The 14,841-nt window shown below is 42.2% G+C and carries 12 protein-coding genes; 5 read left to right on the plus strand and 7 right to left on the minus strand.

Annotated features, from left to right (window positions below):
- Window positions 1–67: 67 nt before the first annotated feature.
- Window positions 68–409 carry a hypothetical protein gene (locus A4S05_RS09895; RefSeq protein WP_069069662.1) on the minus strand — a complete coding sequence of 114 codons (342 nt, stop codon included), beginning with the start codon at window positions 407–409 and terminating at the stop codon, window positions 68–70.
- A 238-nt stretch (window positions 410–647) separates the two neighbouring features.
- Between A4S05_RS09895 and A4S05_RS38750 the strand changes: the two genes are divergently transcribed.
- From A4S05_RS38750 to A4S05_RS41450, 3 genes are all read left to right on the plus strand, one after another.
- Window positions 648–1,754 (plus strand): ATP-binding protein, encoded by a 1,107-nt coding sequence (locus tag A4S05_RS38750; protein WP_084227062.1) that lies wholly within the window; start codon window positions 648–650, stop codon window positions 1,752–1,754.
- Between the two features lie 292 nt (window positions 1,755–2,046).
- Window positions 2,047–4,578 (plus strand): AAA family ATPase, encoded by a 2,532-nt coding sequence (locus A4S05_RS09910; protein WP_069069664.1) that lies wholly within the window; start codon window positions 2,047–2,049, stop codon window positions 4,576–4,578.
- Between the two features lie 189 nt (window positions 4,579–4,767).
- A complete protein-coding gene (locus tag A4S05_RS41450) occupies window positions 4,768–4,947 on the plus strand; it encodes a hypothetical protein (protein ID WP_176726961.1) in 180 nt (59 codons plus the stop codon).
- Between the two features lie 4 nt (window positions 4,948–4,951).
- On the opposite strand, the gene A4S05_RS09915 is transcribed toward A4S05_RS41450, so the two are convergent.
- Both A4S05_RS09915 and A4S05_RS09920 read right to left on the minus strand, forming a co-directional pair.
- Window positions 4,952–6,067: an ABC transporter permease gene (locus A4S05_RS09915; RefSeq protein WP_069069665.1), complete on the minus strand. Its 1,116-nt coding sequence runs from the start codon at window positions 6,065–6,067 to the stop codon at window positions 4,952–4,954.
- 120 nt (window positions 6,068–6,187) lie between these two features.
- Window positions 6,188–7,069: an Npun_R2479 family HD domain-containing metalloprotein gene (locus A4S05_RS09920; protein ID WP_069069666.1), complete on the minus strand. Its 882-nt coding sequence runs from the start codon at window positions 7,067–7,069 to the stop codon at window positions 6,188–6,190.
- Window positions 7,070–7,615: 546 nt separating this feature from the next.
- On the opposite strand from A4S05_RS09920, the gene A4S05_RS43130 reads away from it, so the two are divergent.
- Window positions 7,616–7,738 carry a hypothetical protein gene (locus A4S05_RS43130; RefSeq protein WP_256090911.1) on the plus strand — a complete coding sequence of 41 codons (123 nt, stop codon included), beginning with the start codon at window positions 7,616–7,618 and terminating at the stop codon, window positions 7,736–7,738.
- Between the two features lie 175 nt (window positions 7,739–7,913).
- On the opposite strand, the gene A4S05_RS09925 is transcribed toward A4S05_RS43130, so the two are convergent.
- Window positions 7,914–9,425 (minus strand): calcium-binding protein, encoded by a 1,512-nt coding sequence (locus A4S05_RS09925; protein WP_069069667.1) that lies wholly within the window; start codon window positions 9,423–9,425, stop codon window positions 7,914–7,916.
- 1,084 nt (window positions 9,426–10,509) lie between these two features.
- Between A4S05_RS09925 and A4S05_RS09930 the strand changes: the two genes are divergently transcribed.
- Window positions 10,510–12,180, plus strand: a complete 1,671-nt coding sequence (locus A4S05_RS09930) for an MBL fold metallo-hydrolase (RefSeq protein ID WP_069069668.1) — start codon at window positions 10,510–10,512, stop codon at window positions 12,178–12,180.
- Window positions 12,181–12,244: 64 nt separating this feature from the next.
- Here the strand turns inward: A4S05_RS09930 and A4S05_RS09935 are convergent, their stop codons facing one another.
- From A4S05_RS09935 to A4S05_RS09950, 3 genes are all read right to left on the minus strand, one after another.
- Window positions 12,245–12,556 (minus strand): DUF6679 family protein, encoded by a 312-nt coding sequence (locus tag A4S05_RS09935; RefSeq protein WP_012408115.1) that lies wholly within the window; start codon window positions 12,554–12,556, stop codon window positions 12,245–12,247.
- 833 nt (window positions 12,557–13,389) lie between these two features.
- Window positions 13,390–13,626: a hypothetical protein gene (locus tag A4S05_RS09945; RefSeq protein ID WP_069069670.1), complete on the minus strand. Its 237-nt coding sequence runs from the start codon at window positions 13,624–13,626 to the stop codon at window positions 13,390–13,392.
- A gap of 400 nt (window positions 13,627–14,026) precedes the next feature.
- The gene (locus A4S05_RS09950; protein WP_069069671.1) at window positions 14,027–14,815 is read right to left on the minus strand and encodes a Nif3-like dinuclear metal center hexameric protein; all 789 of its coding nucleotides are present in this window, start codon (window positions 14,813–14,815) and stop codon (window positions 14,027–14,029) included.
- Between the last annotated feature and the right edge of the window lie 26 nt (window positions 14,816–14,841).

The raw sequence follows: 14,841 nt of genomic DNA on the forward strand, positions 1-14,841 counted from the left end.
TTTTAGTCCAAACTCCAGAAATAAAATGTAGGTTGGGTTAAGCAAATCGCAACCCAACACAAAACTATCATTTTGTCTGGGAACTATTATGGATTGGAGTTATATGACCCAGAGATACCTTTACAGCTAAGATTGGTATAGCCGTAGCTGCAATAAGAACAGCAGTAGCCAGGATAATTGCAACTGGTTTACCACCATATTGAACTAAGACTTTAAAAATATTTTCTGCTGTTTGACCTCCAGCTTGAACTAATTCTACTGTCTCTGATTTGTTTAAAGCAGCAGTAATGTTTTCAGCAATATCGAGAAGTTGTTCTGTATTGTTTGTCTGGCTGGGAATATCTAGAGATTTATCTGTTGGCTGTTGCTGCACGGGTAAATTTTCATTTTCAGCATAGTAAGTAGACATCGTTTTGCACTCCTCTCTTGTTGGGATGTCTCTATACTCGCCTGTAGTCCATAGTTATACGTAGGATGTAGGTAAATGTAGGATTAGGTCATAAATACAAAGAATGTCTACATAGACGTAGGATTACGTCATAAATACAAAGAATGTCTACATAGACGTAGGATTACGTAGGTTTTGCTGTAAAATACTAAGCTTATATCCAGGTTTTAACTTTACTCTACCAACTTAACCAGATTAAATGGAAGCTGAAGAAGCATTAGAATCTATTAAGCAAATATTTGAGGAGAGGAAAAGAAAAGTAGTATCGCTGAGTAAGTTAGAAGAAAAAGTTTTTCTCCTAAGTTGGAAAGGTATGAATTATGGTCAAATGCCTTCTAAAATAGATAAGTCTAATCCTACTTCCAAACCATATACAGAACAGTATTTAAAAGAAATAGGCAAAAAATTAATTGATAAGATTAAAACAGTTTTAGATATATACGATCTTGATAAAAGAAATTTGAGGGAAGAACTTGAAAACTTTTTTGAGAGAAATTACAATTATCATACTAAAAAACTATCTTATACCACTGCGACAGAACCAAATTATACTACTTCTCCAGAGTTACCTAATAATACTGTATCTGGGCTAAATAAAAATCCCTTCATTCCTTTTAGTGGCAGAGTAGAAGAAAAGGATCTATTCTTTGACCGAGAGCGCGAGATCTGGCGAGTATTTGAGGTACTGAATAGTGGTAGTAGTATCGTTTTAATTGGGGAAGAGGGAATCGGCAAATCTTCGCTGCTATGGATGATTAACCAACAGGCTAAAAATTTTCTCAAAAGTGAACGTCAGCCAGTTTTCTTAGACCTGAATTTACTTCATAATGAAAGTCAATTTTATAGTGAATTGTGCCACGAGATCGGTATACCTGACAGTAAAGACTATCAGTTAACCCGCAATTTGCGAAGTTGTAAAATACTACTGGCTATAGACAATGTAGGAAAGCTTACAAGCGAAGGTTTTACTCGCAATATAAGGGATTATTTGCGCGGTTTAGCCGAAGGAAGTAATGCTCCGTTGAAGCTGATTTTAGCTGCCACCGAACCTTTGAACGACCTTTTTAAGGATAGTCAGGAGCAAGGTAATACTTCTCCGTTGGCAGGTATTTGCCAAGAGGAACACATTCATCCTTGGGATGAAGCTACTATGCGTGCTTTTATTACCAACCGTTTGGCTAGAACTTCTATGAGTTTTACTGAAGAAGAAATCATCCAACTCATCCAAGAAAGTGGCGGACATCCTCGCAAACTGATGCAATTGTGTTATCGAACTTATTCGCGGTATGTGGAGAGTTTGCAATGAATGACACCGCTTTGACCTCTCCCCTACAAGGGGCTACGGTGTACACACAAGTTATCGAATTACCCCACCCTAACCCTCCCCTTGGAAAGGGGAGGGAACTAGATTTTCTTGTTTCCCCCCTTTATAAGGGGGGATTAAGGGGGGTAAAACCCGGATCTCAAAGTAACTCCGATTTGTATGTACGCCTTAGCCTCGGAGGGGAGGGGAATAAGATTACTCCTACTCTCCCTTCCGTCATAAACAAGGGGGCTGGGGAATTAGGTTCTTCAGAGGTGATAATGGAGGTTGAATAATGACCCCTGTACCCCGCCTAGACTTAGCGCCCAAGTTGAAGCGTCCCCTCTCTTTGTGGAACCCCTTAGATTATCTGCGCCTTTTGTATTGGGTGTTTTTCTTTCCGCAAGCTTTGCGGTGGTATGTGGACAGATTCGGGGGTGGGTATATTCCTGAAGGGGAAATGAATTGGCGGAATGGATGGGAGTTATTGCGTCAAAATGCTATCCAAGGTCAGTTACTTTTTCAAGGATTAGTTTTAACAGTAATTACACCTGTAGCTATAAATTTAATTTTTCAGCCAATAAACATTCCCGTTGACTGGTTCAGCGTGGCGTTCAGCGTGGCGTTCTTCGTGGCGTTTTGCGTGGCGTTTGGCGTAGCGGTAGGCGTAGTGGTAGGCGTGGTGGGAGGTGTGGTGGGAGGCGTGGCGGTAGGCGTGGCGGGAGGCGTGGCGCTAGGCGTGGCGTTCGGCGTGGCGGGAGGCGTGGTGGGAGGCGTGGCGGTGGCGTCGTTCGGCGTGGCGCTAGGCGTGGCTTTCGGCGTGGCAGTACTGCGTCCAGAAACTTGGCTTATTGGCTCACCTTTAAACTTGCGAATAATTCAAAACAATAGTTGGCTACTCCCCCGCATTACTCCGCTTCCCCTTCCTAATCTTGTTTGGCGCTTGCAAAATTGGTTGCAAAATGATTGGGAAATAGGTTTACATAATATCAATGAACTGCTGGCATATACCCTACAATTCATTCCTGTTGTCCAAGCAGTCAATAGAGTACTTGCCAAAATCCCCTTAGAGCAACTTATTTGGACTGTCTCTCGACTGGCGGCAAATCCTTTTGATTGGAATATAGTACGTTTTGCTTCAGCTTCTCTAGATGAAACCCTAAAGTCAAAATTTATCGAAGATTTTTTCTCCCTTTACTTTTTCTTCCCTCGTTCTTGGGAAGAAGGTTTACAGGCTCGTCTTAACACAGATACTCGCTTAAATACTCCTGCTCGTGCTGCTGCCGCTGGCTTCTGGTATCTGCATGAATATGAGCCAGAGAAAGCAATGGAGGCTTTTACTGTAGTGCGTTCTCTTCTCTATGGCGACGAAATGTATACCCTTGCTCAAACTCTAGCGACGTTTGATCAAGCTCAAAAACCAGCTTATATTGCAGCTATCCAAGTTCCTCCTTTTCCTCAGGAACCGCTTTTACGTCCAATTACTTGGAAAGTCCTTGCTAATCTGCGTCGAGTTGTTGAAGATGTGCAGTTTGTTAACCGCAGCGTCTCACGTTCAGCCAGGTCTTTAGCTCTCAATCGAGCATTAGGCGAACTGACAAAAATCCTAAATCAAGCCGACACCTTGCCGCAAGCAGAGCAAGGGTTAATCATAGATATCGCTCAAACTTGGAAAGAAAGCCTTTTACAAATCACTGGTGAAGTGGGAGAAATTTCCATCACCAAGCCTGTGGTTAATCCTTATGTTGTAGGCGACCCCGTTCAAGGTCATCTCTTTGTTGGGCGAGAAGATATCATCAGACAGTTAGAAGAACTCTGGGTGATGGGTCATCAACTCCAGTCTATAGTTCTCTACGGTCACAGGCGCATGGGCAAAACTTCTATTCTGCTTAATGCTGCTAACTGTTTAGGCTCACAAATTCAGCTAGCATACGTCAACTTGCTACGTTTGGGAGATAGCCCCCAAGGTGTAGGTGAGGTGCTGATGGCAATTTGTGATGAAATTTCTCAAACTGTAAAACTTCCACCACCAGCTGACGCTGATTTACTTAATCTTCCCTACCGGACTTTTGAACGCTATTTAAAACAGGTGGAAGCAAAGCTAGACGGTGGCTTGATCATCGCCTTAGACGAATTTGAGAAAATTGAAGATTTAATTGAAGCGAAAAAAATCCCTATCGATTTTATGGGTTTTCTGCGCGGTTTGGTGCAAATGAGTTCTAAAATCGCCTTTGCCTTTGCTGGTTTGCACACTTTAGAAGAAATGACAGCAGATTATTTTCAACCCTTCTTTGCCAGCGTCATTCCTATTCATGTAGGCTTTCAAGAACGTGCAGCTACTCGCCAAATTCTTGCTAACCCAGATAATGAAGACTTCCTCCTCGACTACATCCCGGAAGCTTTAGATGAAATTTATGCTTTGACACACGGCCAACCATATTTAGTGCAACTACTGGGTTTTCAGCTAGTGCGTGGCTACAATGACTTTGTTTTTGAGCAAGGGCGATCGCGTGACCCAGTTTTCACAATAAAAGATGTGGAAGCAGTTATCAATGACCCTGAGTTTTTCAAGCGGGGACGCTACTACTTTGATGGGGTTTGGGGTCAGGCGGCGCGGGGTGCTGAGGGTCAACAAGCAATAATACAACTACTTGCACCTCACCCAGAAGGGCTAAGTCTGGATGCCTTAGCTCAGTCTACAGGGATGAATGACGCTGATTTACAGGAAGCGCTGAATACTCTGAAGCGTCATGATGTCGTTGAGGAAATTCAGGGAAGTTGGCGGATTATGGTAGAACTTTTTCGCAGTTGGGTTTTGCAGCAGTAGATTAGAGCGATGCCTACGCATTTGTTATTTCGGAGTTCGCATTTGTTATTTCGGAGTTCGCATTTGCTACTTCTGCGATCGCATTTGTTACTTCGGAGTACGCATTTGCTATTTCGGGGTTCGCATTTGCTATTTCAGCGATCGCATTCGTTATTTTAGCGATCGCATTTGTTATTTCGGAGTTCGCATTTGCTATATCGGGGTTCGCATTTGCTATATCGGCGATCGCATTTGTTACTTCGGCGATCGCATTTGCTATTTCGGAGTTCGCATTTGCTATTTTGGCGATCGCATTTGTTATTTTGGCGATCGCATTTGCTATTTTGGCGATCGCATTTGCTATTTTGGCGATCGCATTTGCTATTCTAAACGCTTATCTCCTCAAACTGCGCGGGTCAAGTGCATCTCTCAGCCCATCACCGAGTAAGTTGAATGCCAGCACTGTGAGAATAATCAGCACAGCCGGCGGCCAGATTAACCAAGGTTGCAATACCAAAATGGAAGCATTGCTAGCCAGAGAAAGCATATTTCCCCAAGATGGGTCTGGTTGCTGAATGCCCAAGCCGATGAGACTCAATATCGCCTCTGCACCAATAAAGCTGGGAATTGCAAGAGTCGCAGAGATAACTACATAACTAGCTGTTTGCGGCAAAACGTGGCGGAGGATGATATAAAGTGGGTTCGCACCCATTGCCCGCGCTGCTTGGACAAATTCTCGCTCTTTAAGTGATAATACCTGTCCGCGAATGACCCGTGCTAAACCAGCCCAGCTAATAACCGAAGTAATCACCACAATTAGCAAAAAGCGCTGGGTACTACTTAAACCCGCTGGTAAGACTGCGCCCAATGTCACCAAAAGATAAATACTAGGGAAAGTCATTAGCACTTCTGCCAAGCGCATAATCAGGCTATCAGTTACACCGCCGAAATAGCCAGAAATTCCCCCGATGAGCAAACCAAGGGGATAGGTAATGATAATGCCAAAAATCCCGATAAACATACTGATGCGACCGCCATGCAGGAGGCGACTGAATTGGTCACGCCCTTGGTCATCAGTGCCCAATATGTTGACTTTTGTGCCACTTGTTGTCCCAAATAAATGCCAATTTAAGGGGATACCAGGAAAGATCGTGACTTCATCCCACTTCGGCGGTAATGGCAAACTCATCTGTAACAATCGGTATTCTGGCCCGGAGACAAATAGACGCAGAGGTGATGGATTTTTGAAGTCTACAATGAGTTTGCGATCGCCTGTTTCTAAATTAGTATCTCCCTGAGTCGTCGGAAAAACATGGGGCCCGATAAACTGCCCTGACTGAGAAACCCAGTGGATCTTAGTTGGTGGTAGCAGTGAACCATTAGGCTGTGAAGCGTAGGGGTCATAAGGAGCTACGAAATCAGCTGCAATTACTGCTATGTAAAAAATTAACAGCAAAATTGCCCCAAATCGTGCCAAAGGATTTTTCTTAAGTCGTCTCCACCAATCCATAGTAGTTAGGAGTTATAAGTTATGAGTTATGAGTTATTAAAGTTTTATCTTAGTTCATAACTCATCATTAATAATTTTCAACTCCCAACTCTTGTACAGACGCGATTAATCGCGTCTCTCCTAACTCTTAACTGCTAACTTCTCCAAATACCTCTGCTGTTCTTCCTGTTGTTTTTCATGTTCCACAACAAACACGTTTGAGTAGAGATTAGCGAGAATTTGTTTTCCCTGCTGTGTCAGTGATAGGTAATGCAGTCCCTCTTGGATATAGGGATAGACGCCATTCCAGTAAAACTTAGCGTAGTTATTACGTAAATCGGCAGGAGTTTTATAGCCCAAAACTTTATTTACACCAGTTTCTTCAAATTCGTAAAATAAAGACGTAATTTTCTTTAGGTAACGTGGGTCACTTAGTTGACCAATCAAATCAGCCGCACGTACTAATCCTGCAAAGCATTTTGTATCTTGATGATCTTCTGCCGCAGGTACGGGAAATCGAGTTAATTCAATATTGCTCTTAATTGCCTCAGCATCTATTAACTTGTGACCTCCAAAACGCTCATCAATAAAGAGCTTGGCTCTATCAACATGATAGGGTGTCAGACTAGCATCAGAAGCGCCAGGAGCTACAGAAATCATTTTGCCATTTTTACCTGTGGCATATAAGCCTGCTGCTTCTCGGTCTTGTCGGCAAACTCCCTTAACGTAGCCAATATCATGACTCACTAAAGAAATGATACAATGTAACCAATCTTCACTGGAAACACCACCTTCCCTAATGTGTTTGCCACGTAAGATTTCTTGCCCTACTAGGGTGACAAGGACAGTGTGTTCAACATTGTGGTAAAGAGCATCGCTATTGGCGATATTTTCCAAAGCCATGTTACCAGCCCAGGCGATAATGTCTTGATAATCATTTTTGAAGCAGCCATAAGTGCGACGGTAACCATCTCGAATTTCATTTACAAAGGCATCAATTAAAATTTCAGTGGCATTGAACATATCTGGTTACTCTGGTAAATACCAATTATTTATTGATTTGATTGATTTAAAAATTCCATAATCAGGGCCACCCTTACTGGAATTTAGAGCAATGGAGTTTGCTCCTTTGTAACTCACGTGTAGCTGTGGACGCTAGCTTAACCTATACCTGGATTACATGGTAATAGATGACTTTCTGGCAACACAAAGGCTGTAGAGTAATTATGGGTTGCGTATAAAAAATAATCTTCTCGTGTAGAAAAGCACATAAATATTTTAGATTTTAATTAGATAAATCTAGATTCGCTTTATCAGTTTTTCATATCTAAGCCTTGGTTGGCGGTGATCTAAATACATCTAGTGTGTGACCTAGAGTAGCTTAATCTACATAAAATTTTGAAGCTTTTTTTGTTAGTAATTACTCTTAGTAGAATCGTAGTATTCTATACAATTGCATCTGAAAGAGTTTACTATTAAATGCCTCATAGTTGATAGAAGTAAATAAACTTCAAGTTTTCTTAAGAAAAAACCAAGATTGATATGCATAGACAGAGTGGAGGTGGAACTGTGAGTGATAAAAATGTTTCATGTGAAAACCGCCAATTATGGGCGGTTTTCACAACTACCACCCTGCTGAGACTGGTGATAGTACCAGTAAAATTTAGCTACATCGACAACTTCCAAACTTAGATTATGTATGGATGACTGCGCTATGGCTTTGGTAAAGAACCACCGCACCCATAATAAATATCTCGTGGAGTTAATTATGCGTTACCTGAAATCCTTGTAGAGACGTAGCAGTGCTAAGTCTCTACATTCTTTTTTACCAGATGTCTATTACAGTAAACTTCCAAATTTAAGTGTTTTAGACAAATTGAATATCGCTCAGGCTATAGTTATTGGCGAGGATTGTGATCACATCAAAACGAGGTAAAATCACAGAAGAGTCAGTGCTGTTTTCTGTTGTATCTAACGAAACACCAAGACTCAAGGAATTTTTAGAGCCATTGTTTTTAATAATCTCGTTAACAGTCGACTCTAACTGAGGGTCGTTTATGTCTTCACTGCTCAATGTATCGTTCGTGATTGACCCAAATGGAGAGCCAATAGCAATGTAGTTGCTACCAAAAATATAGTTTTCAAGTTTTTTCAGTTGGATTTTATCTTGTCCTGTCTGAAAATCTCCGATAAAAGCAAAGTCATTAAGACCGAAAAATCCTCCACCTCCCACATAGTAAGGATTTTTTTCATCTCCAATCACAAATGTGTCTGGATCTGCACCACCTGTTAGGATATCTATCTCCTTTATCCCTGGTTGAACACTTGCAGTATCAACACCAACTAAAGTATCTTTACCATCAAGACCTGAGAGTTGGTCATTACCCTTTCCACCTCTGAGTAAGTTATTGGCTAAATTACCGATAATGGCGTCATTTTGTGAAGTGCCAGTGACGTTGACAAAGTTCTGAACTTTAAAAGCCAAAGTACCCAATCCTGGAACACCATTGACAATCAGACTATTGGTTGACAGGTTGACATTCAATGATGTTGTTGCTGTGCCTATAGAACCATCAATAGCATTGGCTTGTCCTTTTGCCCCAATGATAGTTTCAATCTTGACGAGTTGATCTTTCCCAGATATACCTTCCTTATTCACGATACCAACGGCTTCGAGGCTAATAGCATTACCCAATCCGCTATAGTCAGCCGTATCAATTCCGATACCTCCATCTATGAGGTCATTACCAGTTCCTCCAATTAAGATGTCATCACCGCTACCACCTTCTACAATATCGTTCCCATCTCCAAGGCGAGAGGCAAAGATAACACCTTTGCTGCCTCCACCAATCACATCATTACCATCACCACCGCGTACAGTATCATTGCCATTACCTCCCAAGATTTCATCATTGCCCTTTCCACCTTCGAGCAAATTATTGGCTGAATCACCGATAATGGTGTCATTTTGTGAAGTGCCAGTGACGTTGACAAAGTTCTGAACTTTAAAAGCCAAAGTACCCAATCCTGGAACACCATTGACAATCAGACTATTGGTTGACAGGTTGACATTCAATGATGTTGTTGCTGTGCCTATAGAACCATCAATAGCATTGGCTTGTCCTTTTGCCCCAATGATAGTCTCTATCTCTAATAGCTGATCTTTACCAGATTTACCTTTGTTGACAACACCAGCAGCTTCTAGAGTCACAGCCTGACCCAATTCGCTGTAGTCAGCTGTATCTGTTTCAGATCCTCCTACAAGTGTGTCATTGCCGATGCTACCGATAATGCGATCATTTCCCGCAAGACCAAGCACAATATCATCCAAAGAAGTACCAGTTAGGACATCATCAAAGCGAGTACCAACAATTAACATATATTAATGATGCTGAAGTTTTTATGACTTTAGCAGAAGTAGGTTATTGAATAAGCTTAGAGCGGGTTAAGGGTTATAAAATTGTTTACTTAAATGTCTATTCCCTCATTTTTTGACATCTAGTTTAATTAGCAGAAATAATTTATTGAATAAGTTTATATTGGGTTAAGAATTATAAAATTATTTATTAAATTGTCCGTTCACTCATTTTTTGACATCTAATTGAATAAGTTTGGGGTTCGGATGCCGAAGGAGAGTGAGTATCTCACGGTTTTTCCTTTTTCGATTGAGCAGACCTAGACATAGGAGTGGAAACCCTTGTAGAAAACTTAAATGTAAGGTTTCTACAAGAGTTTCAGGTAACGCATCATTATTTTCTGGTGACGCCTATTCTAGATGAGGATTTTTACGGACTGTAGAGGATTGCGTAGGCGTAGCCCGTTGTAGACATCGCTGTTATATTGCTTCACATCTAGATGGATAGACAGGTGAACCGAAAGGTTCTACAATCTGACTGATTGCGGTAAATTTACCTATTGTCCAATCCACATAAGCATAGTAAAGATTTTCTAGTGATTCCGTTTGATTGCGGAAGCACTAAATTAATATAGGAAAGTCTTGAGTAAGGGGCGGCAAACAAATGGATGTAAAGCTGATTCTAGCTGGATTAACAGTTATCTTCACGCTTTCGTGCTTATTTTTTGGTACGAAAAATGGATTTTATGATTCAGATAACTATCACGGCAATGGCTCCGCACATTGAGATAAATCTGTAGGCGCTTGGGCGACTTCCCAAAGGGAGAGTTGGCTGAAAGCGCTCTTTTCTTGCAAAGGGAAAATACACAAGAGGCAAACTCCTGTAGCTCCTAGTTTGATGGCTCCTAGTTTGATGGCTTCTCGTTAGCCCACCTTTCCGAACCAGTGCGGGTTCGGTGGAGGCGTCCTCCCCAATCAAAAATCTGTATTCTCAGGGTGTAGGGGCGCACGATAAAACTTACCCCTAAGTCACAAAACCAAAATTTGTGTATGTAACTTTTGGCTTTTGGGATATGTCCATGATGATGAGGTTTGAGGGGAGGAGAGCATGAGGGATAATCTGTCGGCATCCTCTCGCGTAGATGCTGCGGAAGCGGGTAGTGAATTAGAATGTTTCCCCTATAGTGTCCAGCATGACAATGAGGGCGTGTGTTTATTGGTGAAAATGGGCCCACACCGCATTCTGTTGGATTGTGGTTTGGAAGATATTTCATCGCTGGCTAAGGGGCTTAATAAGTCAGTACGTGGAGCTAATTCGCCCTTACCAGCGGATTTAGTTTTGATTAGTCATGCCCACCCAGATCACTCTAGAGGCTTACTGGCACTGCATAAAGCTTTTCCCAAGTTACCTATTTATGGTAGTGAGGTGACTAGCAAGTTACTGCCGTTGAATTGGCTAGACCAAGATCCTCAAGAAATTTCCCAATTTTGTCATGCCTTGCCGTTGCGATCGCCTGTAGAATTCCAAGAAGGTCTGGTGGCAGAATTATTTCCCGCAGGGCATCTACCAGGGGCAGTGGCAATTCTACTTACCTACACCACTCAGCAGCGTATTTACAAGCTACTCTATACAGGGGACTTTTTCCTGTCCAACTCCCGCCTGGTAGAAGGTTTGCGTTTAGAGGAACTGCGGGGCTTAGACTTGGATGTGCTAATCATTGAAGGTAGTTATGGCACATCCCGTCATCCTCACCGCCGTAACCAAGAAAATCAACTAGCAGAGCGAATTAATCGGGCGATCGCTGATCATTGTTCTGTAATCCTTCCCACCCCGGCTTTAGGATTGGGTCAAGAATTATTAATGCTTTTGCGATCGCATCACCATTTCACCGGACGAGATTTAGATATCTGGGTAGATGGTGCTGTTGCTACTGGGTGTGATGCCTACCTAGAACTACTACCCCACCTTCCCCCATCGGTGCAGAACTTCGCCCGCCATCAACCCTTGTTTTGGGATGAACGGGTACGTCCCCGCGTGCGTCGTTTACAACCGGAACATCGTCCCACTGTGGGCAAGTCACCTTGTATAGTCCTCACTGACTCTACATCTGATTTAGGTGAACATTGCCAACTAGACACCGGGCCTTGGCTGATCCTATTACCAGAAAAAATTGATATAAAAGTTAACAAAGAATATTTAGCACCCACCACTGTCGAAACCTATCTTTTAGCTCAACATAGTGATGGCCCTGGTACTACGCAGCTAATTCATAACTTGCGACCCCAGCACGTGATTTTTGTCCACGGTTCTCCTGCTTATTTAGCAGACCTGACTAGCTTAGAAGAGTTGCAAAACCGTTACCATGTACATTCACCAGCAGCTAACACTTTAGTAGAATTGCTTATTGGCGATACATTTTTGCAACCGGCAGCGCCAGAAACTAACTACGAAGGCGAACTGACGGAGTTGGGAACAGTAATCACAATCACCCTACCTGATGTGATTACTGCTGATCCGCGTTGGCGGCAATTTGCTGATACTGGGTTAATCGAAGCTCGTTGGCAAGGGGAAGAACTAGTATTAAGGGGATTGTCTCAACGAGAACTACTCAGCCAAAACAGCGATCGCTATACATGGACAGATGTAGACTGTTGTGGTACTTGCCGACACCAAAGAGGGCAGCGGTGTTGGAACCCAGCTTCCCCGCTGTTTAACTTCAAGGTAACTCTTGAAGGTTACTGTCCTGCCTTTGAACGTTTATCTAGTCCTGAGTCCTGAGTTGTGAATTCTGAGTTAGGATTTATTACTCAGCACTCGGCCCTCAGCACTCAGCACTGATTATTTATTCTGGATTCGAGTCAGTGTAGCGGTTATGAATGCGTTCAGCTTCGGGACAATCTTCAGTCATCAAAGGTTCCACATTCCCGCGTGGTACTGAAGCCAATTTTTGCGTTACAGCACCAATGCTCTCGAGGCGAACCATTTCTTCCCAAGAACAAACTTCGTCTTCTTCTTCTGTTTCATAGCGTAGGGTCACTAAATCTCCCTCTATGTCTATGATGCGGGCGCGTTCAATCCAGCGTTGCTGGTCCCGCAAGAAAACACATACCTCGCGCCCATCGCAACACAGTTGATAAATCTTGCGGTGTAGCATGTATTGTTTCTGCCTTTTTAAACAACGTAGTTAAACCTGTCAAAATCTGGGTTCTACCCCATTACATTACACCTTTAAGAGGTTAATTTCACTGTTGAGAACAACAAGTAGAGTTTATGACCTAATCCCAAGACTTGCTTGTAGTTGTCAAAATATCGGGAAATCTTTGGTCATCAATCAATGGTTGTTTTCGCAATGAACTTAATCTCCCTTTGGCTGATTTTAGGGAATGTCTGCTTCATAGAAGTCAAACAATTCGGCACCTGTCCTAACCAGGTTCATATTTGTTGGTGAGTCATTCCTACCATTATGTAATAAAGAATACTCCAAAACAATCGTTGATTGCGGTTGTTTAATTTGCCTACTTTTAGTCATTGGCATTACTGGGAAGTCCGGGGACTTGGTTTTACTTTTACCCACTTGTATCTGATCTTAACTCATTCTCTTGCTGACCTTGATGCTTTTCAACAACAACACTCAAAGAGTTTTGAGTTTTTAAGATTTTTGCCCGATTATAACTAAGAAAAAGGCAACGGAGTCGGAGGAAAGGCAGATAGACAAATGGAGATAAGGGGCAGAGGGTAAGTACTCTGAGAAGATTCCCCTCTGTTTCTTTTGTGGGAGTATCAGCAAGATTTATCAAGAAAGGCAGTTCTTGCTGCAATACGGTTCGGTTAAGGTTTTTTAATGAAAATTCTAGATCCAAAGACGCGATAAATCGCCGTCTCTACAAGGATTAATCTTTCGTCTTGATGGCGATTTATCGCGTCTCTTGCCTGGAACCCTATTGCGTCCTGCCTTCTGCCGACGCTCGCGGACTCGCTACTGCTGCGCTATTCTGTCTCCTGCCTCCTGCCTCTTTCAACCGATAGAGGAAATTCCATCAGCACGCTCGACGAAGACGCTTCTCGTTTAATTTGACCTGCGCGAACTGCATTATATAGGGCTGCAAGGAAAGGCAAATCCTCTGACTGATAGCATTTAGTAGACAGTACTTGCTGGAGTAAACCCTCAGATTCAACACTAAGATATCCAGTTTCAAAAGCAGATTCAATGAGTGTGCGAATCATCTTGATTAGGGCAGAGTAAACAATTTGTTACGTCAAGTGTGGAACATTTTCCTCTGGTACTAGTTGATATGGAACATGAATATCATGTGATTATAATTACAAGTAATTAGTGATTTTTATCACAAGAATGGTTAAAAATAGAACTTTGTCTGCGTTTATTTATATATTCACTAGTATAAATATTTGCAAACTATCTCAACATTAATACAAGAAAGTCACATGATTTAAGAATATTAAAATTGAAGAAGAATTCAGAAGTCAGAATTCAGAATAAAGACGCTCGTTCGCGTAGCGTGTCGTAGACAAGACTCGCTTTCCGCTACGCTATCCGCCAGTCATACAGAAAACATTGCTGAATTCTGACTCCTGAATTCTGTTCGATAAAAATTTTTAGAAATGATCAAGCAAAAAACTGCCGGAAGTCTTCATCGTTTTTACTTAATTGCGTCCAGTCTAAATTTAAGCCTTGGAATTTTTGCACTAAGCGATCGCAAGCCGGACGTTCGGTAGCGTAATGCCCAGCATCGATTAAAATGAGATTGCGATCGCGGCTTTCTTGAAACTGATGGAATTTACAGTCAGAAGTCAGATAAGCTTGAGCGCCAGTTTTGACGACGGCTGAAATGTAACTAGCTCCCGAACCACCCAAAACGGCAACTCGTGAAATTGTTTGCTGTAAATCAGCGGTTGGAGAAAAAATCAAATTAGGTGGAGCAAGTCTGGTTTGAATGGCTGCGAGTAGTTCCTGTAATGTCAGAAATGGCTCTAGCAAACCAACACGGCCATATCCTAATCCTCCTTGTGTAGGTACTATGGGAGTAACTTCTTTGAGTTCTAAAATCTGAGCCAAAACGTCAGCCGTACCATCCTGCACTTGGTCGAAATTCGTGTGAGCAGTGTAAATACCAATATTGTGGGTAAAGGCTAACCGTACCATTTCTGCGATCGCTTCACCAGTGCGTAAAGATTTGAGAGGATTAAAAATCAAGGGGTGATGGGCGAATATCAGATTAGCATTAAGAGCGATCGCTTCTTGCATTACCGCTAAAGTCGGTGTTAAACAGACCAAAACCCGTGCTTTTTCCTGCAAAACTCCCGGCTCAATCTGCCAGCCACAATTATCCCAACTTTCACACCAAGCTGGATTTGCCCATGTTTCAAACCAAGTAATTAAATCAGCAATTTTCATATTATAGTTATTCAGCAATTTTGAAT

It is taken from the genome of Nostoc sp. KVJ20 (genome assembly GCF_001712795.1).
Classification (GTDB): Bacteria; Cyanobacteriota; Cyanobacteriia; order Cyanobacteriales; family Nostocaceae; genus Nostoc.